Below are 26,436 nucleotides of genomic sequence, written 5' to 3'. Positions count from 1 at the left end.
GCAATACAAAGACATGACATATCTACACAACACTAATAAATAAGTAGGTTATTTACATGAGTCAACAGTTTGTATTCTGGCTCTCTATGCTTATTCCTGGCAGTGGACACCTTCTACTGCGTCGAATGCGAGAGACTCTATTTGGATTCTCTATATTGGCTTTAGAGATATTGGTTTTTATTCAATTTACCCTTCCTAATTTCCGTCTATTGGCTGTCGAACAACCGAATGGAAAAATCACTATTGGTGCAGAGCGCTTTGTAGATGATTCTTTTCTTATCATGGTAGGTTCAACCGTTGGCGCAATGATGATCTTAGTCTTTTTCGCATTGCACTACGCCTTTGCTCGCGATGCAAAAGACGTAAAACGACAAATAGATGAATCTGGTTTTGCAATTACGTTTACTGAAAAAGTACGCGGATTATCACACGAAATCGTACCTAATCTAATTACCGCACCTAAGTTCATATTGCTGTTTGTTTTTGCTTTATTGCCAGCGATTGTTTCTATTGTCGTGGCCTTTACTAACTTCAAACGCCCTGTTTTACCACCTGCATTTCTAATTGAATGGAAAGGCTTCACTAACTTTGAACGTTTGTTCACGAACGAACGTACTGCTGCTGCATTCCAAGAAACCTTGTCATGGACACTCACCTGGACCTTCTGTGCTTCTGCCTTGACTATTGTTCTAGGTACCGTCCTTGCCGTTGTAGCAAACAATAAACACATCAGAGGGAAAAAATTCTTCCGTACTGTGTACATTTTACCTTGGGCGGTTCCTGCTTTCTTAACCATTCTTGTTTTCCAACTTTTCTTCTCAAAGATTGGCGGCATGAACACCATGGTTATCCCGTTTTTCACCGGTAACGAATACGATGTAAGCACAGCAATTGGCTTCTTCCTAAACGCAGATTACGCCAAAATCACCATCATACTAATTCAAGCATGGTTAGGCTTCCCTTACGTATTTATCTTAGTAACGGGTGTATTACAAACCATTCCTGATGACTTGTATGAAGCGAGTGCAATTGATGGTGGCAACGCATGGACCAACTTCTTCGACATCACTCTACCCTTGATATTGATCAGTGTTGCTCCGGTGTTTATTACTCAATTTACCTTCAACTTTAACAACGTCACCATCGTATACATGTTGGGTGAGGCAACGGTTCAAACCGTAGGCTCAATCTACAAACCACTCGATACGATTTCATCTCTTGGTTTCCGCTTAATGATGGATGCTAAATACAACGAAGCGGCGGTATATACCTTAATCACCAGTACTGTTGTTGGTGCCGTGGTCTTGTATTCATGGTTGAAAGCGGGTGCCTTTAAAAATGAGGAAGTGATGTAATGGACAAAGCAATCCCTTTAGCACGCCAAATCAAAGCAAAACGTTTTAATCGTCATGTCATCACGAAGAACATGGGTGTGGCTTGTTGTTATGCGTTTCTGATCTCGATGGCAGTGATCATTCTTTACCCAATATTAGTGACCTTAATGAGTGCGTTTAACGTGAGTAATTCACTGTATTCAACCTCATTTTTCCCTGAGAATTTCAGTCTAACGGAAAATTTTGTTCAGCTTTTCAATGATACGCCTTATTTGAGTTGGTACCGAAATACCTTCTTAGTATCGATAATTACCATGATTCTTTCTACGTTTATCGTGACAATTTCTGGGTTTGTTTATTCTCGTTATCGTTACCAATCACGTAAAAGTGCATTAATGTCATTACTGATCATTCAAATTATCCCATCAGGCAGTGGCTTAATTGCTCTGTATGCGATTGCGAACTCTATCGGTATTTACAGCTCTGCCAACGCCACACTTTATACGTATATCTTTATGATCCTCATCTACACCACAGGTGGCATCACAATGAATACGATTTTAATGAAAGGCTATTACGATTCGATTCCTCGCGCATTAGATGAATCAGCAAAAATTGATGGCGCAACTCAAATGCAGATCTTCAAAGAAATCCTACTGCCATTAGTAAAACCAATGATCATGGTTATCGCTATCTTCTGTTTCTTAGGTCCAATTGGCGACATCATCATGCCTAAGTTCCTGATTGCAAGTATGGATTCAGAAGCGAAAACACTGGCAGTTGGCCTTATGGGTCTTATCAATAACATCAAAGAATCAAGCTACAACGTATTCGCAGCAGGCGCGGTCTTAGCAGCAATTCCGCCTGTTATCGTTTTCTATAAATTTCAAGATTATATCGTGGGCGGCTTAACGTCTGGTGGAGTAAAAGGCTAATGAGCAAAATTTCATTAAGAAACATCAATAAAAAATACCCAAATTCTGATACGTGCTCAGTGCGTGATTTCAATCTCGATATTGAAGAAGGGGAATTCATTGTTCTTGTCGGTCCATCAGGCTGTGGTAAATCCACCACGCTACGTATGATCGCAGGCTTAGAAGACATTACTGATGGCCAGTTCATTATCGATGGCGAAGTAGTCAACGATGTTAGCTCAAAAGATCGTGATATTGCGATGGTATTCCAAAGTTATGCGCTTTACCCACACATGTCAGTGCGTGACAACATTGGCTACGGCCTAAAGTTACGTAACTACCCTAGTGATGATATTAAAAGCTCGGTTGACAACATCTCTGAAGATCTATTTTTAACGGAATATCTAGAGCGTAAACCAAAAGAGCTTTCAGGCGGTCAGCGTCAGCGTGTGGCTTTAGGCCGAGCAATGGTTCGTACCCCTAAATTGTATTTAATGGATGAACCACTAAGTAATTTGGATGCGAAGTTACGTACCACAACCCGTACTGAAATCTCTCGCATGCACAGAGACAAAGGCGCTATCACAATTTACGTAACCCATGACCAAGTTGAAGCAATGACCATGGCAGACCGTATTGTATTAATGTCGATGGGTGAAGTTCAACAAATTGGTTCTCCAAAAGAGCTATTTACTAACCCTAAAAACTGTTTTGTAGCCACTTTCATGGGCATGCCATCAATGAACCTTATTGAAGGAATGTACGAAGGCGGTCAATTCATGTGTCCTTCTTTCTCGATTACCTTGAATGAAAGTGACCAACAAATCCTAAATAACGCTGGTTATAACGGAAAGCCTGTCACGTTAGGCGCACGTTCTAGTGCCATTCGCTCTGGTAAAAAATACCGCGATGCGTTCCCTGATTGTTGTTTTGAAGTCACTGCGCTTAACAGCGAATATTTAGGCGATGCGATTAACGTGTTCTTTAATGCCGCACCCATGAATCTATTTGTGGGCACATTAGGCACTGGCGAACCAGATGTTGAGATTGATGAAAAAATCACTCTGGTTATCGACAACACCAAACTGCATTTCTTTGATACTGAAACGGAAGAATCCATCAAGTACTCAATCAAATCTGCTGAATTTAAGAAATAAAATAAAACCATTTATTGCCCTCTCTCATTGAGGGCAATAAACCCTGTTTTATAAACAACACAGTTAAACAAGGAGTCACATTTTGAATTTTCGCGGCCAACTTCAACGCATTCACGACTATATGCTTCATATTGCAGTCGCTGTCGTTATTTTCATTACCGGCTTTATCATTGCTTATAGTAGCCTTCCTAAGCCATCATTTGACTACTCAACCTTTACTGAACAGCAGCAAAATTTTAAACAATGTGTGAATAATGATGAGCTATTTTCCTCAGCACAACAGTTTGAAAATAACTATTTAACCCTGCCATTAGAAGTCATTAACGCCCAATACAAAGCACTGCGTGATCAGATCCCAAGTAATTGCGGTTCGTTTCATGTAGAGAGCAGCTATGAACAGTTACAAGAAATGGCATTACCCGTATTAGCTGAAGCCCAGCGTTTTTATGGCACTAAAGACGTAAAAGCAGTGAATGCCGTGTATACCACGCCTTCTCAATACAACGCACTGCTTACACAGCCTCAGCCTTATCTGTTTTTCATTTCTGATAATACACAAGAGCGCATTACTGCATTCAAAGTAACACCAACTAAAAATGAGGTTCAAATTACCCCGCTTTGGGGATACGAAGAAAGCCAAAATCTCGCGTATACCCAAGGTGAAGTGCAAAAACTCTTACTCGTTTATAACGAAATAAAAAGCTAACAATAAACTCCCCTGCCAATTTAAAATTACCAATCTAAGTGAATAAAGGCGGGGTAACATTTGACATTAAATCGTAAGGTTCACATGAAAATATCTCTTTCTAAAGCCAATTTTCGCGATATGACTCGCCTTGAAGAATCAAACTACTTATTAACGAATGGATTAGGTGGTTACTCTTCTCTTACCCTTGCAGGATCGTGCACCCGTACCGATCACGCCTTATTTATGGCAAGCCTTGTTGCGCCTAATAATCGTTTTTGTTTTGTTCGCCATTTGGATGATCGTATTACGCTATCAAACCAAGAAAGCCATCCGCTGTCGTCTCAAGCAAACGTAAACCCTTATGATTCTGTTGATTCAACACTGTTATTTGATAACTTCAATCAAACCTACCTTCCTGTTTTCACTTATCGAATTGATGGTATTGAAATAACCAAAACCCTTGTTATGACCCATGAAGTCAACCGACTTGCCGTTAAATATCAGGTGTTCAACCCATTACAACAAGCCTTTACCTTAAATATAACGCCGAAATATCAATTCTGTTCAAAAGGACAAAACCTATCAAAAGAACAAGAATTTACGCACCAAGAAGGTAAAATCAGCAGTAATAATCAGACCTTAGCTTATCGTCATAATGGCGTAGATTCCGCATTAGACACGCCTCGTTATGAATCAGGCCTGTTCTTCTCTTATGATGCACGAGATGGTCGCCCTGCGACTGACGCTCAAATGTCACTGCATACTATCGACTTTACCGGTAGCGATACTCACGAAGCATTTTATGTCATCTTTGAAGCAGAAGAAGAACGCGCTGCCTTACTAGCAACTCAATCAGTAGATGCCATGATTGATACTGAAATTAAACGCCAAAAAACCTATATTGAACAAGCTCAAATTAAGAGCGTTTTTGGCCAACAACTCGTGCGTGCCAGTGAGCAATTTGTGGTTGACCGCGATTCTACCGAATCAAAATCAATCATTGCCGGTTACCCATTCTTTGCTGATTGGGGTCGTGACACCATGATTGCGCTTTGGGGATGTAATTTATCGACCAATCAATTTGAAGATGCAAAACAAATTTTTCGCACTTTTATCCGTTATGAGCAGCGTGGTGTATTACCCAACCTCTTCCCTGAAGCAGGGGTTGAGCCAATGTATAACACCATTGATGCCTCGTTGTTATTTATCGTTAGCCTTTATGAATACTACCAAGCCAGTGGTGATATAGAGTTCATCCGTGATGAAGCCTACGAGTGCATGACAAACATCTATCAGCATTATCGTAACGGTACTGATTTTGATATTAAGATGCTTGATAACGGCTTAATCAGCGGCGGCAGCGGCTTTGATCAACTGACTTGGATGGACATTCGTTATGGCGATATCGTTCCAACACCACGACACGGTTGTGCAGTAGAGATCAATGCACTTTGGTTTAATGCGTTGTCTATTTTGGATTTCTTTAATCAAAAACTGAACACACCAATGCCAGAGTTACCAGCACTTGTAGAACAAGTAAAAGTCACCTTTAACGATGAGTTTTACAACGAGGCTGGGTACTTAAATGATTGGATTAAAGAAGGCGAAGTAAACCAACAAATTCGCCCAAATCAAGCTTATGCCGTTGGCCTTCCTTTCCCAATTTTAAGTCAAGAAAGAGCGCGTTCTGTCATTCTTACTATTTATAAAGAATTGTATTCGCCACTGGGGTTACGATCTCTTGCGATGAATGATCCTGAGTTTAAGGCCGTTTGTACAGGTTCTCATTTCGATCGTGATATGGCATACCACCAAGGTACCGTTTGGGGCTTTATGATTGGTCAATTCTTAATGGGGATCTTACGTCAATTCCCACAAGATAAAGACCTACTTCGTATTGTTGAACAATTTATTGAACATAACCAAGACGGACTTTATGAAGGCTGTATTGGTCAACTTGCCGAAATCTATGATGGTTACGCACCAAATCAATCTCGTGGTTGTTTTGCTCAAGCGTGGAGCGTCAGTGAAGTATTACGCGTCGTGAAATATTACGAACAAGCACACCAAAAATAGAATTTCATATTTAAATATTATACCAACCTGGGTGACTATTACGTCAAGTAGTTATTCGGGTTGGTACTTTCACTAAACGGTATTAATCATGATTACAAAAGCAGCGATCTATCATAGATCTCACTCAAGTTATTCTTATACTTATGATAAAGAAACGCTTCATTTACGCATTCGTACAGCAAAGGGCGAAGTCAATAACGCCACGCTAAGAATTGGAGACCCATACGATTGGACATCCGGTGGCGGTGGCGGCAACCTCAATGCAGAAGATGCTATGGGTTGGAGTGGCGGCGAAAACTTTGTTATGGAAAAAGAGTGTGAAACAGAACTGTTTGATTACTGGTTCTGCGAAGCGCAACCACGATTCTTCCGTGCTCGTTACGCTTTTATTCTAGAAGGCGAAGAGAGCGAAACACTGCTCGTTACTGAGAAACAAATTTTCACCATCACTGATGATGCAGACCCTGTATTAAGCCAATTACTCAATTTCTACTGCTTCCCATACATGAACCCTATCGACGTATTTAGCCCACCACATTGGGTAAAAGAAACGGTTTGGTATCAAATATTCCCTGAACGCTTTGCCAATGGCGACCCATCGATCTCACCGAGTAATGCACTTCCTTGGGGATCAGAAGACCCAAAAACCAACAGTTTCTTTGGTGGTGATTTACAAGGTGTTATTGACCATCTTGATTACTTGCAAGATCTTGGTATTACCGGCTTGTATTTCACTCCAATGACTCAAGGCAAAACTAACCACAAATACGATACCGTTGATTATCTAAAAGTTGACCCGGCTTTTGGTGACGACGACACCGTAAGAACGTTAATTGCAGAAGCCCACAAACGTGGCATGAAAGTCATGTTAGATGCTGTATTCAATCATATTGGTGCCGATTCTATTCAATGGCAAGATGTCATTAAAAACGGAAAAGATTCCAAATACATTGATTGGTTCTATGTTGAGCAATTCCCACTTGTGGATGAGTCTAAAAAAGATCAACACAGTAAAGAGTATCTCAACTATCGCGCTTTTGCCTTTGCGCAGAACATGCCAAAACTCAATACCGAAAACCCAGAAGTGATGGAATATTTACTGGAAGTAGGCCGATACTGGGTGCGTAATTTCAATATTGATGCGTGGCGTTTAGATGTCGCAAACGAAGTTGATCAACACTTCTGGCGACGCTTCCGTGATGAATTAAAAGCGATCAAACCTGAGATCTATATTTTAGGAGAAGCATGGCATGATTCAATGAATTGGCTTGCCGGTGACCAATTTGATGCCGTAATGAATTACCCATTATCCGACGCCATGATAGGATTTTTTGCTCAAGGAAACCTAAGTGCTAATCAGTTCAAATACGCGGTAAATGACGTTAATACAAGCTATCCTATTGCGGTTAATGAAGTCGCATTTTCATTGTTAGATAGCCATGATACCGCTCGTATTCTTCACCGTTGCTCTGGCAATAAAGAAAAAGTGAAGCTGGCGTACTTATTCCAATTTACCCACAGTGGCACTCCTTGTATTTATTATGGTAGTGAGATTGGCTTAGATGGCGGGGCTGATCCATTAAATCGTAAATGCATGATTTGGGATGAAAGCAAACATGATATGAACATGAAGCAGCATATTATGCAGATCATCAAATTACGTAAAAAATACCCTGCGCTTCGCGCTCATCGTATTAACTGGTTAATGAGCGATGATGAACAGCAATATCTGATTTATCAAAAAGAAAATGGTACTGATTGCATTACCATCTTTATGAATAACAGTGAAAAGTCAGTAGAAGTAACGCTACCAAGTTTACTTTCTGAACAAAAAGTTATTGATATTTATAACGAAACCTCTTGCAAATTAGAAGAAACGTTAACATTGGCACCCTTTAGCTTCGCCATGTATCAAAACGAAAAGTAACCGCTAGATATCAAGCAGTAAGCCACATAAAATAGCTCTTTCTTATTCAAGCAAAGAGCTATTATGTTTAAATTAATGATTCAATTCATTCAAGTAGCTAAAACTCAAAACGTCACCCAAGCCGCGAATAATCTCTGCTTAAGTCAACCGACATTAAGTCATAACATGCAGAAGTTAGAAGAGAAACTTGGCAGTAAATTGTTTAATCGTAACTCAAAAGGAATAACTCTAACTTCCAGCGGAGAGTTACTTTACGAACAAGCAAAAATGATGCAAAACCTCTATGAAAACACCCTTAATAAATTAGAGAAGAACAAACTCAGACACCAGACCGAACTAAAAATTGGCTGTGGTGATGCATGGTGGCATCTGTTTATTCGAGATTGCGTACAAGATTTTAGAGACACCTACCCGCACAGTAATATCTCTGTTGATGTTGGTAATCATCTCCAATTAATGAACCTTCTATTAAGTGATGAGATCAGTATTTTCGTAGGCCACGAAATATTGGGATTAGCACAATATGAAGACATACAGTTCCATCCTTTATTCAGCTGTCATGAAGAAGTGTATGTAAGAAAAGATCACCCCCTTTTAGAAATCACCTGCAGTAATGAAGACATTGCTCGCTTCCCATCGGTTGATTTAGGCGCAGCAAAGAAACGGTTTTCACATCTAGTTCAAAAACAAAATGAACAATTAACCTCTTTTCAAAAGCGTCATTATTTACAAGAAAAGGTTATCTATAATACGAACTCGCTACTAACTGCCATTGATTTACTTCAAAACAGTGATGCTATTTTACCTTATCCAATGACGATGAGAGATTACTTTAGTGGCTTTGATATTGTACCTTTACAGATGAAAGAATGTTTCAGCAAAGCGACAATTGGAGCGTATTTACATAAAGATGGCCAGCAAAATAAACAAAGTATTATATTACTTGAGCAATTTAAAGAGCTGATTAAAACGAATCCACATATTAATGGTGCTATCTGATTATAGGGTTCTCCTGGTCATTTAACCCTAAAATAGATAATAAAAAAGGAGATCATACGATCTCCTTTCTAGTTTCTAGTTTCTAGTTTCTAGTGCAAATTAGCTCAATTCAATGACTCGTCAAATTATACTTTAAAGCGAGACAAAGACATTTGCAGCGTAGTGGCAAGTTGTGCTAGCTCAACACTTGATTGTGCTGTTTGCTCTGCACCTAATGCCACTTCACTGGCTGACAAACTCATGCTTTGAATATTGCGACCAAGTTCTTCTGTTACTGAATCTTGTTGGCTACACGCACTCGCAATTTGAATTCCAGTATCTGCCACCTTCATCATGGTTTCTTCAATCATTTGGATTGATTGACCCGTCTGAACACTTTGCTCTACACAAATACGAATTTTAGAACAACTTTGATCTGTTGCTGCTTTTGCGTGTGTTGCACTTGCTTGCAGCTTCTCTATTATCTCAACAATTTCACTGGTTGATGATTGAGTACGACCCGCAAGAGAGCGAACTTCATCCGCAACCACGGCAAAACCACGACCTTGCTCACCAGCACGCGCCGCTTCAATCGCTGCGTTTAGTGCTAATAAGTTTGTTTGATCAGCAATACCGCGGATAACTTCAACCACAACACTGATGTTGTTTGATTCACGCTCTAATTCTTCAACCAGCTCGCCGGCTTGTTCGATATCACGAGAGACCACTTGAATTTGGTCAATGTTCGATTGAACGTCACGATTGCCTTGTTTTGCTTCTTCAGACGCTTCTAATGCTGAGGTAGACGCCGTTTCTGTATTACTTGCGACTTCTGCTACCGTTGCTTTCATTTCTTCCATCGCAGCGGCTACCGTTGTGATGTCAGATTGTTGTTGTTGCATACCACGTGCAGATTGCTCTGAAATCGCACTCATTTCTTCTACTGCTGCAGAAAGTTGTGTCACGGCTGAAATCGTATCTTCAATAAGCACTCGCAACTGATCTTGCATCTCAATATTAGTATCAGCCAGTTCACCTAACTCATCATTGCCAATTTCATTACGTGCAAGGTTGAACGTTAAATCTCCGGCAGCAATCGCTTTAGATTGCTCTACCACTAAATTTAATGGGCGACAAATTTGACGAGCTAAAAAGAAAGTAATGAAAATCATAAATGCAATTAAAGCAGTAAATGATACTTTCGTTGCCATTGTTACATTATCTACACTACCTATTATTGATGAGCGATTACTCGCTATAAATAGTAAATTCGTTTCAACTAGCGCGTCCATAGCCGCACCTAATTCATTAAATGCATCAATTGACTCTGATAATTCAGATTGAGCTTTTTCCAGATTGCGATTACTAATTTGAACGTCAAAGTCAGTTAACAGGTTTAAATATCTCTGCCATCCGTTTAATGCTCGTTCAAAAACACGTCGCTCATCATTACTAGCAACCGTTGAACCGTATTTATCTAAACGATCTTTAATATCATTTTCTTGCGAAGCCAGTGTAGAGATAAGACGAGGGACCTCTTCTGCGTTAAGAGTTAATCCGGCATATTGATTTCGGCGATAAGTGTTCATTTCAAAATACAAATCTTCAACAGACAATACGCTTGGTACCGTAGAATCCGTAAAGTTAATAACCTCTGTTTCTACTTTATTTAATTCTTGTAATAGGAAAATAGCAAACGCTATCATCACTAAAGAAATTGCTGAAAATACAACGGCAATTTTATTTCTTACTGCTAAATTTTTATAACTCATGTCTTTGACAACCTTTAGATAGTTCTTCATAGCTCATCCATGAGTGTTATTTTATAGAGAAAATGTCTTAACTCTTTTTTGCCTTATAACGGCAAATCGACGAAAAAATAAAATAAAAAGCGACAAAAGTCACATACTTTTATAATTCAATAAAATGTAAATATAAACAATACGTTGTAATTAAAATAGAAATAGCAAACCATTGCCAAATTAAAGATGTAAAAAAATGAGTAGGCAGTAACTTATTACGTTAATTAATTACTCTCTTTATTTTGAAAAGCGTGATTATTTACAGCCTAATAAGAACAAACGTCAAAATTACACCGTCAATACTCCATTAACAAGACCATTATCCAGTAAAATAAATTTAGACTTTTATTAAAATAATCATATTTTACTCGGCAATACCTTTACGCCTTCATTTTAATAACAAAAAAGGAGATCGAATGATCTCCTTTTCTATTTATACCAATACTGGTTTAACGCCGTTTTATTACACTTTAAAGCGCGATAAAGAAGTTTGAAGCATCGTTGCTAATTGTGCTAATTCAACACTCGATTGTGCAGTTTGATCAGCACCTAATGCCACTTCACTGGCTGACAAACTCATGCTTTGAATATTGCGACCAAGTTCTTCTGTTACTGAATCTTGTTGGCTACACGCACTCGCAATTTGAATTCCAGTATCTGCCACCTTCATCATGGTTTCTTCAATCATTTGGATTGATTGACCCGTCTGAACGCTTTGCTCTACACAAATACGAATTTTAGAACAACTTTGATCTGTTGCTGCTTTTGCGTGTGTTGCACTTGCTTGAAGTTTCTCGATAATTTCAACAATTTCTGTCGTTGATGATTGGGTACGACCCGCAAGAGAGCGAACTTCATCCGCAACCACGGCAAAACCACGGCCTTGCTCACCAGCGCGCGCCGCTTCAATCGCTGCGTTTAATGCTAATAAATTTGTTTGATCAGCAATACCACGGATAACTTCAACCACAACACTGATGTTATTGGATTCACGCTCTAATTCTTCAACCAGCTCGCCTGCTTGTTCGATATCACGAGAGACCACTTGAATTTGGTCAATGTTCGATTGAACGTCACGATTGCCTTGTTTTGCTTCTTCAGACGCTTCTAATGCTGAGGTAGACGCCGTTTCTGTATTATTTGCGACTTCTGCTACCGTTGCTTTCATTTCTTCCATCGCAGCGGCTACCGTTGTGATGTCAGATTGTTGTTGTTGCATACCACGCGCAGATTGCTCTGAAATCGCACTCATCTCTTCTACTGCTGCAGAAAGTTGAGTCACGGCTGAAATTGTATCTTCAATCAGTTCACGCAGTTGATTTTGCATTTCAATATTGGTGTCAGCTAATTCACCTAGTTCATCATTACCAATCTCTTCACGCTGAAGACGGAAGGTTAAATCACCAGCCGCAATCGCTTTAGATTGCTCGACCACTAAATTTAATGGGCGACAAATTTGGCGAGCTAAGAAGAAAGTAATAAAAATCATAAATGCAATTAAAGCACTAAACGACACTTTTGTTGCCATTGTTACATTATTAACACTGGCCATAATTGACGTTCGATTGTCAGCAACAAACCCTAAGTTAGCTTTAACTAACTTATCCATTGCTGCACCAACTTCTTCAAATTGACGGAAGGAATCAAGAAGTTCAGCTTGAGCTAAAGATCTCTCACCATCACTGATTTTTTGAGTGAAACCATTTAAAAGACGTAAGTATTCTTTCCAACCATTATTAACACGGTCAAATACACGACGCTCATCAGCACTTGCTACTGTCGCTTCGTACTTTGCAAGGTCAACTTTGATATCATTTTTTTGTGAAGACAAAATAGACAATAAACCAGGAAGATCTTTTTCTTGATACGTTAACGCTGCGTATTGATTTCGACGATAGGCGTTCATGTCGAAATAAATACCTTCAACAGACAAAACACTTGGTACAGTCGAATCGGTAAAGTTAATCACCTCTGCTTCTACTTTGTTTAATTCTTGCAATAGAAAAAAACCAAATGCAATCATCACTAAACCAATGCCAGAAAAGACAACGGCAATTTTTTTTCTTACTGCTAAGTTTTTATAACTCATGTACTAATACCTTTAAATGATTTTAATAACTCGTTCCATGAGTATTACTTTTTTAGAGACCCCTTTAATCCTTATATCCATATCGGCAGCAGTTCAAAAAAGCTGAATAAAAAATGAGTAATAATTACCGAATTACGATAATCAATTACTCATTTGAGTTTATAGCGGTATTAATTTATGTGTTGACTGGCTCAATAGTCAAAACAATGCCATCAACAGAAACAACATGAACGAGCGTACCCTTTGGAATATCTTGCATACTTTTTGCTGACCAAGTGCTGTCGCCCAGTACAATTCGACATGAACCCGCGATAACATCCTCTTCCAAACGAGACGTTTGTCCGATTAATTGTTTATCTTTTTGGTTTAATGCGCGTTTAGAATCAGAGTCCTCGTCTTTTTTATGTTGATATCTCCACCACAACCAGGTTGTAAATAAAGAAAAAACCGCAAAACTGACCCATTGCAACTGCCAACTAAGTGGGATCACGGCATACAACACACCCACTGCGACGGCGGATAAACCTATCCACAAAAAATAGCCTGCCGTTCCTAATAACTCACCAGCAAGTAATAACAAACCCAGCGTTAACCAATGCCAGTGATTCATTTGTTCAAAAAATTCCATCATGAACTCCTATTTAGAACCCTCTTTGTCAACTTTAAACATTTCAGCAATACCAGCAACTGAACCCATTAAACCTGTCGCTTCTAGAGGCAGCATAATAATTTTGCTATTTTCAGCCTGTCCTATAGATTTTAGTGCTTCTGTGTAGCCTTGCGCAATAAAGTAATTCACCGCTTGCATATCACCTTGAGAAATTGCTTCTGATACCATTCTTGTTGCATTTGCTTCAGCTTCTGCCGCACGTTCACGAGCTTCCGCTTGAAGAATTGCCGCTTGTTTGTCACCTTCTGCTTTTAAGATCTCACCTTGTTTATGACCTTCTGCTTTTAGTATTTCAGCCTGACGTTTACCTTCAGCTTCTAGTACATCGGCACGTTTATGACGCTCAGCCTTCATTTGTGCATTCATCGCTGCCGTTAGATCTGCTGGTGGTTGCACATCTTTAATCTCAATACGTGTGATTTTTACGCCCCATGGATTGGTTGCGGCATCAACAATAGCTAAAAGCTTCACGTTAATCATGTCACGTTGGCTTAACATTTCATCCAGTTCCATAGACCCTAACACTGTACGCATATTGGTTAGCGTTAAATTACGAATGGCATGTTGAAGATCACTTACTTCATACGCGGCTTTTGCTGCATCAACCACTTGAACAAAACACACCGCATCAATCGTGACATTCGCGTTATCTTTTGAAATAACTTCTTGTGCAGGAATATCCAGCACTTGCTCCATCATATTTATTTTCTGACCAATGCCATCAATAAATGGAATAATTATATTTAAACCCGGCTGTAACGTTTGGGTATATCGACCAAATCGTTCGACTGTCCAATTATGGCCTTGAGGAACCGTTTTTACACCAAGAGCAATCAACACGAGTACAAGAAATACCAGTACCCCAATTGTTATTAACGTGTCATATGTCATTATTTTCCTTCCTTATCTAATTAATAATTATCTAAATATATCTGCGTCTTACTAAATAAATGTTTATTTTTCAATCATACCTAACTTTATTATAAATGTATGGACACACTAGGCAGTTATTAATGAAAAATAAGACTACCTCTTACGAAATAGCCTAATTTAATTGCAATATTAAATGTAGACGTAACTAAATATTAATAGTTAACTTGGTAATTAAGCGTATAGGTTCGTCCACGGCCTTTGTAATCATAAGCTGCTGCATCGTAATGGCTAGCATATAGAATTTGAGCTCGTTGCCCCCATGCCGTCGTGTAGTCTTTATTAAACAAGTTTTGAATACCAAACCCTAAACTACCCACTGGTAACTCATAACTACCGACTAAATCAAACACGGTATAACCAGATAACTCATTATCGTCTGCATCTTTGTAGTCAAACATCGTCTGGCTTTGCACTTTCAGCGCAAGATCCGATTCATACCATCCAACCCATGAACTGGCTTTTGACGTACTTGCTTCACCCGCGCTTAAATCATCCCACTTGCCGTCGGTTTGAAGCTCTGAAATAACGTAATGACCTGAAGCACCAAGTTGAATGTTATCCATCACCCAATAAGAAACTAATGCCTCTGCACCATAGACACGTTTTTCATTATCAACATCTTCAATTAGCAATGTCTGCTTATTGTATTTAACCGACTTATCCGATTGTGAAAAATACGCTGCTGTTTGAAAACTTAATGCATCTTGTTCAGTCCTAAAACCAATTTCATAACTGTTGGTTTTAATCCCTGACATTTTTGAACCAGATACATTGATGCTGTCTTGAAGCGCATAATGTCCATTGGCATCAACCGCTGAATAACTTCCTTGCCCATAATATTTCGCAGGATCAGCGAGATCGAACCCTTGCGAGAAATTTGCCCACACTTGTGAATCAGAAGTAAGCTTATAGATAGTGCCGATATTAAATAAGCCTACAGAGTAATTCGTTTCGCCCCCAGGAACGGCATCAGCAGAAGAGCCATTCCCTGCAGCAATTTTCTTTTGAATTTTATAATCAACAAAATCATCGATCTTATTGTTCATATATTGGTAACGGTAACCCCCTTGAATTGACCAATCATCAGTAATATTCATATCAGCTTGAATAAACCCAGCAACCGAACCGACCTCTACTCCAGGGTAGCGCCCCACTTTAGCGTAAGTTTTATTCACTAAATTACCTGAGTTATTAGCAATCGTTGGATCAAATAACGCTTGGTTACTCTCGAACTTATCCATGTAGGCGTCTACACCGTAGACCAAATTCACTTTACCAAACGATTTGGCCAGCGCGGTTTTTAAAGAAATAACATCTGTCGTTTGTTGTGAAGCACCTTGGTAATAAGGCGTATAAGTTTGATCTTCTTTTCGATAAGAGGCTTCAACTAAAAGTTGATGATTAAGAAATTCAGAATCGCTATAAGCCGCGCTTAGCATGATGCGCTCTGTGCCGTGTTGGCGATCAGACTCGAAGCCTTTTCGTACATCAATAAACTTATAGTTTTTAATATAAAGACCGTATGGCGAGTCTTGCTGGCTATCGTAATATTGCGCTAAAAAGTTGATATTTTTAGTGTCCGAAATCGAAACATCAACCGTACTTTGTAGATCTATCGTTTTATTATATTGCAATGAACCTTGAGAGATATCAGGGGTAATGATATCGCCTTCACTATCATAATAGCCCTGTGTTTCGGTATAAACCGCTGATACTCTCGCTGCTACATTTTCACTTCCGCCTGAAATGGATTGCGCGACTTTATAATCAAAATCATCACCGCCATTTAATCCTGTCGTTCCGCTAACGTAACTCTCAAACTGCAGTTCATCACTGTCTGCTTTTTTAGTAATGATGTTTATCACACCACCCGTTGCACCCGCCCCATAAATAGAAGTTGAACCTGAAAGAACCTCAATACGCTCGATATTAAATGGGTCAATCGCATCTAATTGGCGACTAATAGGGCGAGATGATTGAAGTGATACCCCATCAATCATGACAAGCATTGCACGACCACGTAAGTTCTGACCGTAGTTGGTTCTGGCCCCGCTGCTCACATCTAACGATGGAATGGTTGCAGCCAAAATCTCTCCTAGAGTTTTACCACCACGATATTCTTGTTCGATTTGCTCTGAATCAACAAACCAAACCGTTCCCGGAATTTCGCTGATTGCTTTAGGCGTACGGCTAGATACCACCACCATGGTTTCTTCTGTATTGTTGTATTCTTTTGCTTGAGCAGATACGGATACAAAAGTGGTTGCTGCTACTGAGATAGCCATTAAAGGAATTAAATAAGTATCATTTGTTTTCATAACATTTCCATTGTTTTATTTAACAAACGCGAATGCTAATGATTCTCATTGGATTGATCAACTACTTTCTAACTATATTTATAAAATAAAAAAATCTCTTAATTCTTTTTACCTAATCTATAGGTAATAATTGGCAATGCTTATCTAAATACTTATTTATCAACAATTAAAGTCAGAATACTACTTCCTCATTAAATATAAAAAGTACATACCACCAAGTAGCGAGGCCAATAAACCCGCAGGAAACTGCCATGGGAACCACACCGTTCGTCCTACCCAATCAGCGACAATCATCAAACATCCCCCCAACAAACTCGCCGTTAACAATTGATGAGAAGCCCGATATTGATGAAATGAACGCGCCATGTGCGGGGCTAATAATCCAATAAAGCTCAGTGGACCTATGATAATGGTACATAACGTCGTTAATGCTGCGACAAGAAGAAGTAGAAATAGCCTTGCTCGCCGGCAAGATAAACCAACCCCTGTAGAAATAACCTCTCCTAAACCAATCATATCTAGCCATCGATGGCTGCTCATTGCGATAGTGAAAAATAACGTAATTCCAATACCAAGCAGATAGACATCACTCATGCTAACTAAGTAGGTAGAGCCAGAAAGCCACGTTAATAAGGCCATTATATTATCTTGACCTGATGACATAGCAAGACGTAAAAAAGCGTCCAGACCTGCGCTTAACGCAATCCCGGTTAATAGCATTTGAGCCGGTGCAAAATTTTGCTTACGTCCCATCACCCAAATAATACCCGTGACGAATAATGCACCGACAGTCCCTAGTAACATCTGTTCATGTCTTTCTGTTGCAATACCAAACATAGCACCTAATACAAGTGCCAATGCAGCCCCAGAGCTAATCCCTAAAATTTCAGGACTTGCCATCGGGTTAGTGGAGACCCGTTGAATGACAGTACCTGCAATAGCGAGCCCCACTCCGGCCAGGAATGAAACAAAAACACGAGGAACACGCAATTCAACTATCGATGGGTTTAGCGAAATTAACCACCCATTTTGCCCTTTACCAACAAACACCGCGATAATAAACAAAACAATAATCAAAATAGACAAAGGCAACACCACCCTCAGTAACGGTATGTGTTTATAACTGACTTGAGTGATATCTCTGGCTTTCATGTCTGATTGAAATACTTTTCGATTTAACAACCAAAGAAGGAATGGAGCACCCAATAACGCAGTCATTGCACCCGTTGGTAATAATTCACCTCCAACACCTGAAAATGGCTGAATAACCAAATCGGCAAGTAATAACATCACACTGCCTACCACCCCACTGGATAAAATCTGTGATACTAATTTTCGAGCGCCACACATACGAGCAATGGCAGGAGCGACAATACCAACAAAACCTATTAAGCCGACTTCACTCACTACTGCTGCAGTAATAAATATTGCTAACGTCAGTGACATTACTTTAATTTGCTTAATATTAATGCCAATAGATGCTGAAACTTGATCGCCTAATTGAAGTACAGATAAGGGCCTTGAAAGTAATAAAAGAGCAAAAATAGGCAATATAATGAGTGGAAGGAGAGTAACAACACTCGACCAATCATTTTGGTTAAGAGTACCTGCACCCCAGACAAAAACACTGGCTAACTTTTGTTCATTCAAAAGCAATAGCATGGTATTAAGTGAGCCGAAAAACAGACTAATAACCATACCAGACAACACCATGTGAACCGGTGAAAATCCCCGCTTTGCCGATAATAGAAACACCAAACCAGTCGCTAAACCGCCACCTAAAAACGCAGGAATAAACCCACTAATCATCGCATTTACGGGAAAAAACAAGATCCCAAGAACCATGCCTAATTCAGCTCCAGCAGCAACACCAAGCGTCGTTGGTGATGCAATTGGGTTGCGTAATACAAATTGCATTACACAGCCAGAAACAGCAAGCGCAAACCCACACAATAAGGCAACAACAAGGCGTGGAAGGTAAGTAAGGTGAGTGATTAAATGTTGGTAATTACTTGGGTCATAATTAAACACCGTTTGCCACAATAAACCGACACCTTGAGAATAAGGCACGGTCCATTGCAATAAGCCTAAAATAATCATGAGTAATAACGCCACAAGGCCAACTCGTGCTTTCACGATTTTAAGCGATAAAGTAAAAAGATGATTTGATGTCAGCATAACGGTTATTTTCACAATTATTGAATAAGTTGTTGAGTAATATTGTCACTAAAACGTTGTGCTGATATTAACCCACCAAATGTCCAAATAGCTGGAAGTTCATACACCGAATCTGTTCGAGTAAAAGCCAATGCTTGCCATAAAACCGATTGTGTTAATTGCTTCTTTTCTGTCGCTTTTAATGGACCAAAGATCACTACATTTGATTGCTGATGCTGCGCTAACGCTTCAACCCCTGCGGTGGTAAATCCCCACATATTCGTCGCTTCATGCCATGCGTTTACCAGCCCCATCCCATCAATCGTTGCTTGGGCTAATGATCCATCGCTGTGAACTCGTACGGTTTTATCATTAATAAAACGAATAAATATGAGTGGTTTATTATTTGATTGAAGACGGCGAACTTTATCTCCGTTATCACTTAATCGCTGTTCCGTTTTAATTATCAGCTCTTTTGCTTTCTGCTCCTTCCCAAACAGCTCACCAAGCTGAAGAGTGATGTCTTTAGCCGAAGCCAGAGGCGTTTTTTTATTACTATAAATGGTATAAACCAAGGTAGGTGCTATCGCATTTAATTTTTCATACATTGGTGACATATGCTGACTGATCAAAATAACATCTGGCTTCAACTCTGTAATTAGCTCTAAATTAGGCTCTCTTCTTGAGCCAACATCCATTACAGAGCCATTAAATTTTGGCGTTTTCACCCATGTTTGGTAGCCTTGAACGTCAGCAACACCGATTGGATTAACCCCTAAACTTAATACCGTTTCTGTTAATGCCCAATCCAGTGCAATTACTTTTTCTGGTGATTTATCGAACTGAACCTGACCTAACTCATGTTTAATATCCATTGCTTGTACCGATGAAATACAAACCATCATTATCAAACCAAACATCTTATTCATCTTTCTTCCTTGTTATTCTTTTCGTTAATCGAACACGGATATTTACGGGATATAACTGATTAATTGACCGGTTTTAGGATGAGGAAATAACGCTAATTCCATTCCATAAATCTGTTGTAATGTGTCTTTATTCATTAGTTGTTCAGGTGAGCCTTGAGCAATCACATCACCTGAGTGCAATGCGATGAGATGGTCACTGAATTTGGCCGCCATATTGATATCATGCAATACCATAATGACGGTCAGACCTAAGGTTTGATTTAATTCTCGGACTAACGTTAATAAGTCATATTGGTGGGCAACATCCAACGCAGAAGTGGGCTCATCAAGTAAAATACACTGACTTTGTTGGGCCAATAACATCGCAATCCAAGCTCTTTGGCGCTCTCCCCCTGATAGGGTAGCAACAAAATGATCACTAAATGATGTCAGACCTACTTTTTCAATTGCCCCATCAACAAGCTGGTGATCTTGTCTCGTGTATCGTCCAAACGCCCCTTTCCATGGATAACGACCAAAACAAACAAGCTCACGCACGGTAACACCATCCGTTATTGGTGGGTGCTGGGGAAGATAGGCAACATTAAGAGCAAACTCTTTATCCGATAACTGGCTCACCGGGTTTCCATTAAACAAAACAGAGCCTGACGAGGGGTGATTTTGGCGACTAAGTAATTTAATTAACGTAGATTTACCACATCCATTATGGCCAAGTAAGGTCGTTACTTCTCCTTTGGGGAAAATGACAGTAGTCGGATGAAGAATTGACTTTCCGTCAATGTCAAACGACGCATCGACAAGTTGATACATAAAGTAAGCGAATTATTCGGTCCATGAATGATGGGCAGAACTGTAGCACAAAGAAATGGCAATGATAATTATTTTTATTCTCAATGATTAAATAAAGGGGGTCTTGGGTTTATAAATTCAAGCATTCTATTAACGCTTATTATCTGAATGACGTGGGCAATCGAGACATAATTTTCGTCCCTCACATTTATAAACTAAACAGCAACTGGTACGCACCAGTTTCAATTTATTTGAGATAAGATCAACCTGTAAACTTGAGAGGTGCTTATTCGGCAATTCAAAAGCCTCCAACCACAATTGAGCTTGCGCTATTAGATACTCATTCGATAATGTCGGCTGAAAAGATTGAAGTTTAATGAGGCAATTTAACAAACCATCAGCAACCAAATGATTCGTAAAACCGGGGCGAATACGCGTCCAACGAGAGATTTCATCTCTATATGAATCAAACATCGTTCTTAGCTGTAAAGCAGCAAGAGGGATCGTTTCTTCAGGCGAACCAACGACCAATGTTGAATTATGAAAGGTAAATCCTGCAATAAAATCAGACTGAATAGATTGACTCATATTTTGAATATCAGGAAGCGCATTCAATCGATAAACAGCAATAAAACTAACATAAATAGGCTGCCAGCAGAGTAAATCCCATGTACGAGTTAACCAATAGGCATTCCCTGCTTCTGGAGAGTGTTGCGATATGCGTTCATAAAGCATATTAATCGCTTTACTGTTATCACAAGAGATATTGAGTTGCTTTGAAATATCACTCGATAGCATCGTGCTCGATAAATGCCCAGATAAGTATGGTGTAACTTGTTTAGATAATGAAAAAAGTAGCTCAAAGGCATCATTATTTTGCATAAAAATTAAATGTTATCTAGTAATCACAAAAGAGTTAATAGAGTAACGAATAAAACCCACTAATACAAATGATTATCAATAGCATCAAATGCTGCATTTTACACAATTACGTCCTGATTTTTTTGCATCATACAGGCTGCCATCAGCAATATTGAGTAATTCCTGAACGGTCATCTTAGGATCAGAAATAGTACTAACCCCCATACTGCAAGTCATTGTTAAGCTTTCGTGGTCAGCTAAAACAGAAATATTACGAATAACGTTTTGTAATTTTGTTGCAACTAACAAGGCTTGTTCGCTATTTTGGTCAGGGATTAAAATCACAAATTCATCACCACCAAAACGACCTAAAATATCAGAGTCACGTAAGTTTTTTAAACACGCTTCGGAAAAAGCTGTGAGCATTATATCCCCTACTTCATGTCCATATTTATCGTTATATTCTTTAAAGTTGTCTATATCACACATAATAATAGAAAAAGGGATTGTCTTACGGCGATAGGTAGCAAGAACTTGTGATGCTTTTAACTCAAAAGAACGGCGGTTATTGATTCCCGTTAAATAATCGTTATAAGCCAGCTCTGAATATTTTTCTTTTTGTTCTTTCGTGCGCTTAACATAATATAAATTAAAAACCAAAAGCCCAACAATAATAAAGAAACAGGCCACTATACTGATGAGTGAAACCGATACCATGGTTTGTAAATAGTCTTGCTGTTTTGTGACCACGATAATAAAAGGAAGGTCTTTAATTTTACGAGCATAAATCGTATCCATCATGCCATCATTATATATATCTGAATTAAAAACCACCTCTCCATTTTTATAGAGTTCTTCAAATATTTCAGGCCTTATTTTGGCTACGTTAATCCTTTTTCCTATTCGCTCCTTTCCTTTTGGTACAAAAGATAATAATTTCAGGTTAGAACTTAAAATGGCAATCCCAGTTGAAGAAGGTAAGGCTAATTGACTAATTGTCGAATTAAAGAAGCGTAGATTTGTAGATATTCCTACCATTCCAGCAAATTCATTATTCTCATTAAGTATATTAATCCCTTGAACAACAACATTCCTCCCAGCTAAATCAACAAAAGGTAACGTAACGAGCGTTGTTTCTTCTTTTTTACTTTTAAAAACTCGGCAATATTCACGATGAGAGACATCAATATTACTCAGAGTTTTACTGTGAGTTAAAATGCAATTTTTATCAATAATAAAGGCTAATGTCGCATTAGGTAATGCATCTTCTTTTTCTCGAAGGTAATCAATCTCACGCGCATAATCTTGCTCGTCATGATCCGGAGAATGAATGCCATTAGCTGAAAGGTCTTCTGCCATATCATCTAAAACAATAGATGAATCATAAAAAGACTTCGTTAACCAAAGATCGACAAAACTCGCATTAAAATGCAATAGATCAATAACTCGGAGGCGATCCGTTTTATAGGCGTTGTAAATATAGGATGCAGAAAGAAAAAAAATAAGGAATCCAATAATCATCGAACTGTAAACAAATGCACTTCTATTCCTCATACCTTTCCTATAATGTGAAGACGGTTCCATCTCGGGCGAAATATACCATAGGTAATGCGTTTGTAAAATCAATGACAATAAATCATTTTTTCATTTGTTTATCCCAAAATTTAGTGTTAACGCACTTGATCGGTGATAACGCCTCACACTTACCTCCTTATTTTGAGACGTCAACTGCCTGATGTAATTGCTAAGTTAGAAGCACAAATAAAAAACACTTCTTATGCAAATTTAGCCAAACCCTCCACTTGCTGCTTTTATAGACAGAAAAAACGTGATCTAACTTGCTTTTTAGCCCTCTTCTTATTACTCTCCATCCATTAGGTAATTCTTACCTTGTTGCAACTTGTTTATAGGAAATCACCTTGAGCCAGACCTCTTTCTCATCATTAGATCTACATCCATCTCTTCTTCAAAACCTAGATACTTTAGGCTACACAGAGATGACTCCAATTCAAGCTCAAAGCTTACCATTCATGCTGAAAGGGAAAGATGTTATTGCCCAAGGGAAAACGGGTTCAGGTAAAACAGCAGCGTTTGGTTTAGGCTTATTAGCTAACTTAGATGTAAAACGTTTTCGCGTTCAATCGTTAGTATTATGCCCAACACGTGAACTTGCTGATCAAGTTGCGGTAGAAATCCGTAAGCTTGCTCGCTCTATTCACAACATTAAAGTGCTGACTTTATGCGGTGGTGTTCCATTTGGTCCACAAATTGGTTCACTTGAACACGGCGCACACATCATTGTTGGTACTCCTGGCCGTGTTGAAGAGCATTTACGTAAAGGTTACTTAAACCTAGACAACCTAAATACATTCGTTCTTGATGAAGCTGACCGTATGCTAGAAATGGGCTTCCAAGACGCTATTGATATGGTATTGGATCACGCACCGGCTAAGCGTCAAAACTTACTGTTCAGTGCTACGTTCCCACCACAAATCAAATCGATTGCTGATCGCATCATGAATGATCCAATCATGACAAAAGCGGAAGATAAAGTAGAAAATACATCTATCGAACAACATTTCTATAAAGTAGATGATTTTGAAAACCGTTTAAAAGCACTTCAAATTCTACTGCTTAAGCACCGTCCAGAATCTACGGTTATCTTCTGTAATACAAAACGTGTTACTCAAGAAGTTGCTGATGAATTACGTCATTTTGAGTTCAGCGTAACCGCACTTCATGGTGATTTAGAACAACGTGACCGTGATAAAGCATTAGTTCGTTTTGCTAACAAGAGTACCTCTATCCTAGTTGCAACCGATGTTGCTGCTCGTGGTCTTGATATTGACTCTCTAGATGCAGTAATCAACTTTGAGCTATCTCGTGATCCTGAAGTTCACGTTCACCGCATTGGCCGAACTGGTCGTGCTGGTAAAAAAGGCATCGCATTAAGTTTGTTCAATAATAAAGAAACAAACAGTTTTGCTCAAATCGAAGATTACATGAGCATTACTATTAATGACGAACCACTACCAAGTGAAGATTACCTAAGCGAACAACCACATTACCCAGAAATGGTTACGCTTTGGCTTGATGGCGGTAAGAAAAACAAACTTCGCCCTGGCGATATTCTTGGTGCTTTAACGGGTAAAGACGGCGTTGATGGCAAGAAAGTAGGTAAAATCAACGTATTTGATTTCCACGCTTATGTTGCTGTTCATAACTCAATTGCTAAAGCAGCATTAGATAAAATCGCAACTGGTAAAATGAAAGGTCGTACGTTCCGTGTAAGCCGTATGCGCGGCTAATACCGAATACAAAATAAGTAACGTCAACGAATGCGGCACACCGCTTAGTTGGCGTCACATACAAAAAAGGCCGAGTAGATAATGTCTACTCGGCCTTTTTTAATTGCAATAACTTCATTTACACCGCTAATGGCATCTCGCTTGATGGTGGAATTGAATGCACTTTACGTAAGCCATATACAGCAAGTAATGACATTAAGAACATAATCAATCCAACAGGCATCTGGCTGTTAGCTGGGATCATAGCTGCAACCATTGTTGCCAAACCCGCACCTAAATTTTGCATTCCCCCCAGTAAAGCACCCGCGGTTCCCGCATGTTGTGGGAAAGGAGATAATGCGCCAGTTGTTGCCGCAGGGAATAAGATACCTGCGCCTAAGAAATACAATACCGCGCCGCCAATTAACGTAGGTGCCGTTGTTAGCCCCATGATGCCAGGAACAAGTACAATTGTCGCACCAAGCACAATCGACACTAAACCTACATCTAGCGATTTTTTCTCAGACCAATGCTTAGCAAGTACACTTGATAAACCAGCTCCAGCCAAATAACCAGGAATTGGTAAGATAAATAAAATACTTACCGTTGTTGCTGGCAGTTTCAATTTACCACCTAATAATACACCAGCAGCCGCTTCAAATACGGCAACACCAGCGAACGTGGCAACTAAACAAATCAAATACCCTTGAAAGCGGTGCTCTGATAATACGTGACGGTAACTCTTCCAAACAGGTTCTTTACGACGAACTTCTAATGGCAATGTTTCTTTCATCGAGGTGGTCATTATGATCAACACCGCAATACTAAACAAAGCCAAAAACAAGTAGCTTGAACGCCAGCCAAAGGCTTCGGTTAAGTAGCCACCTAGCACAGGAGCCAATAATGGAGAAAACATCATACACATACTGATAATGCTGTTTGTTCTATGCAATTCATCACCTGAGAAGCAATCTCGAGGAATCGTTCTACACATAACGCCTGCAGCACCGATACCTAAACCTTGAACAAAACAACCGGCTAAAAATAACATGTAGTCGTGAGCAAACAAGGCAAGTAACGTACCTGCAATATATAGAGTAAGGCCTGATAAGATTACAACACGGCGACCTATGCGATCAGAGATTGGGCCATAAAAAAACTGTGATAATCCATAAGGAATTAAGTAAACAGCCATAACCGCTTGTAATGATGAAGGGCTTACTTTGAATTCACTTGCCATGTAACCAATAGAGGGTACATACATAGTTTGGCTCATTTGACCAACAGCAACTAAAATAACGATCAGGAAACTGAACGTCGCAAGTGAATAAGACTTTTGCATGACTGCTCTCCGAAAAACAGCAAAATATTAATAAGATAAGTTAAATTAAGACAATAGATAACAAATTTAAAACAAGAAAAGAGAGCAACGCTGCTCTCTTTATTTATGCGGATAATAAGGGGATTAGATAAAACTGGCAATCTAATTCAGTCTTATTTCAGGAGAGATTTTTTATATTATTTGGA

19 protein-coding genes are annotated in these 26,436 nt (G+C 39.2%); 8 read left to right on the top strand and 11 right to left on the bottom strand.

Translation table 11 applies throughout. The annotated features are described in order from the left end of the window. The first annotated feature begins 56 nt into the window (after positions 1-56). The 7 genes from A6E03_RS09830 (at position 57) to A6E03_RS09800 (ending at position 9,095) form a co-directional block, all read left to right on the top strand. Positions 57-1,355, top strand: a complete 1,299-nt coding sequence (locus A6E03_RS09830) for an ABC transporter permease subunit (protein ID WP_017020915.1) — start codon at positions 57-59, stop codon at positions 1,353-1,355. Next, the gene (locus A6E03_RS09825) at positions 1,355-2,269 is read left to right on the top strand and encodes a sugar ABC transporter permease (RefSeq protein ID WP_065592674.1); all 915 of its coding nucleotides are present in this window, start codon (positions 1,355-1,357) and stop codon (positions 2,267-2,269) included. Before A6E03_RS09830 ends, A6E03_RS09825 begins: the two co-directional genes overlap by 1 nt. Beyond that, complete coding sequence (locus A6E03_RS09820) at positions 2,269-3,405, top strand: ABC transporter ATP-binding protein (RefSeq protein WP_065592673.1); 1,137 nt, start codon at positions 2,269-2,271, stop codon at positions 3,403-3,405. The genes A6E03_RS09825 and A6E03_RS09820 overlap by 1 nt, the downstream gene beginning before the upstream one ends. 82 nt (positions 3,406-3,487) lie before the next feature. After that, positions 3,488-4,111 carry a hypothetical protein gene (locus A6E03_RS09815; protein WP_065600764.1) on the top strand — a complete coding sequence of 208 codons (624 nt, stop codon included), beginning with the start codon at positions 3,488-3,490 and terminating at the stop codon, positions 4,109-4,111. An 84-nt stretch (positions 4,112-4,195) separates the two neighbouring features. Beyond that, the gene (locus tag A6E03_RS09810) at positions 4,196-6,169 is read left to right on the top strand and encodes an amylo-alpha-1,6-glucosidase (RefSeq protein WP_065600763.1); all 1,974 of its coding nucleotides are present in this window, start codon (positions 4,196-4,198) and stop codon (positions 6,167-6,169) included. Positions 6,170-6,257: 88 nt separating this feature from the next. Beyond that, a complete protein-coding gene (locus A6E03_RS09805; RefSeq protein WP_065600762.1) occupies positions 6,258-8,096 on the top strand; it encodes a glycoside hydrolase family 13 protein in 1,839 nt (612 codons plus the stop codon). 63 nt (positions 8,097-8,159) lie between these two features. After that, positions 8,160-9,095 carry a LysR family transcriptional regulator gene (locus A6E03_RS09800; RefSeq protein WP_065600761.1) on the top strand — a complete coding sequence of 312 codons (936 nt, stop codon included), beginning with the start codon at positions 8,160-8,162 and terminating at the stop codon, positions 9,093-9,095. Between the two features lie 125 nt (positions 9,096-9,220). Here A6E03_RS09800 and A6E03_RS09795 read toward each other — a convergent pair whose 3' ends face one another. The 10 genes from A6E03_RS09795 to A6E03_RS09750 all read right to left on the bottom strand — a co-directional run bounded on the left by A6E03_RS09795 (position 9,221) and on the right by A6E03_RS09750 (position 23,176). Beyond that, complete coding sequence (locus tag A6E03_RS09795; RefSeq protein ID WP_065600788.1) at positions 9,221-10,846, bottom strand: methyl-accepting chemotaxis protein; 1,626 nt, start codon at positions 10,844-10,846, stop codon at positions 9,221-9,223. Positions 10,847-11,339: 493 nt separating this feature from the next. Next, positions 11,340-12,965, bottom strand: coding sequence for a methyl-accepting chemotaxis protein (locus A6E03_RS09790; protein WP_065600760.1), 1,626 nt, complete (start codon positions 12,963-12,965; stop codon positions 11,340-11,342). Positions 12,966-13,140: 175 nt separating this feature from the next. Further along, on the bottom strand, positions 13,141-13,596 hold the full coding sequence (locus tag A6E03_RS09785; RefSeq protein WP_176703465.1) for an NfeD family protein: 456 nt from the start codon (positions 13,594-13,596) through the stop codon (positions 13,141-13,143). A gap of 6 nt (positions 13,597-13,602) precedes the next feature. Next, positions 13,603-14,526, bottom strand: a complete 924-nt coding sequence (locus A6E03_RS09780) for an SPFH domain-containing protein (RefSeq protein WP_065592439.1) — start codon at positions 14,524-14,526, stop codon at positions 13,603-13,605. A 194-nt stretch (positions 14,527-14,720) separates the two neighbouring features. Beyond that, positions 14,721-16,886: a TonB-dependent receptor gene (locus A6E03_RS09775; protein WP_065600758.1), complete on the bottom strand. Its 2,166-nt coding sequence runs from the start codon at positions 16,884-16,886 to the stop codon at positions 14,721-14,723. 180 nt (positions 16,887-17,066) lie between these two features. Next, positions 17,067-19,064: a Fe(3+)-hydroxamate ABC transporter permease FhuB gene (gene fhuB / locus A6E03_RS09770; protein ID WP_065600757.1), complete on the bottom strand. Its 1,998-nt coding sequence runs from the start codon at positions 19,062-19,064 to the stop codon at positions 17,067-17,069. A 17-nt stretch (positions 19,065-19,081) separates the two neighbouring features. Continuing rightward, the gene (locus A6E03_RS09765) at positions 19,082-19,972 is read right to left on the bottom strand and encodes an iron-siderophore ABC transporter substrate-binding protein (RefSeq protein WP_065600756.1); all 891 of its coding nucleotides are present in this window, start codon (positions 19,970-19,972) and stop codon (positions 19,082-19,084) included. A gap of 42 nt (positions 19,973-20,014) precedes the next feature. Next, complete coding sequence (locus A6E03_RS09760; RefSeq protein ID WP_065600755.1) at positions 20,015-20,782, bottom strand: ABC transporter ATP-binding protein; 768 nt, start codon at positions 20,780-20,782, stop codon at positions 20,015-20,017. Positions 20,783-20,911: 129 nt separating this feature from the next. Beyond that, positions 20,912-21,643, bottom strand: a complete 732-nt coding sequence (locus A6E03_RS09755) for a siderophore ferric iron reductase (protein WP_065600754.1) — start codon at positions 21,641-21,643, stop codon at positions 20,912-20,914. 84 nt (positions 21,644-21,727) lie between these two features. Further along, positions 21,728-23,176: a diguanylate cyclase gene (locus A6E03_RS09750; RefSeq protein WP_065592422.1), complete on the bottom strand. Its 1,449-nt coding sequence runs from the start codon at positions 23,174-23,176 to the stop codon at positions 21,728-21,730. Between the two features lie 365 nt (positions 23,177-23,541). On the opposite strand from A6E03_RS09750, the gene dbpA reads away from it, so the two are divergent. Continuing rightward, positions 23,542-24,930, top strand: coding sequence for an ATP-dependent RNA helicase DbpA (dbpA, locus tag A6E03_RS09745; protein ID WP_065592421.1), 1,389 nt, complete (start codon positions 23,542-23,544; stop codon positions 24,928-24,930). Between the two features lie 118 nt (positions 24,931-25,048). Here the strand turns inward: dbpA and emrD are convergent, their stop codons facing one another. Continuing rightward, a complete protein-coding gene (gene emrD / locus A6E03_RS09740) occupies positions 25,049-26,251 on the bottom strand; it encodes a multidrug efflux MFS transporter EmrD (protein ID WP_065592420.1) in 1,203 nt (400 codons plus the stop codon). Positions 26,252-26,436: the final 185 nt, after the last annotated feature.

The organism is Aliivibrio sp. 1S128 (assembly GCF_001691065.1).
Classification (GTDB): Bacteria; Pseudomonadota; Gammaproteobacteria; order Enterobacterales; family Vibrionaceae; genus Aliivibrio.
This window is presented reverse-complemented; position numbering and strand designations above follow the sequence as displayed.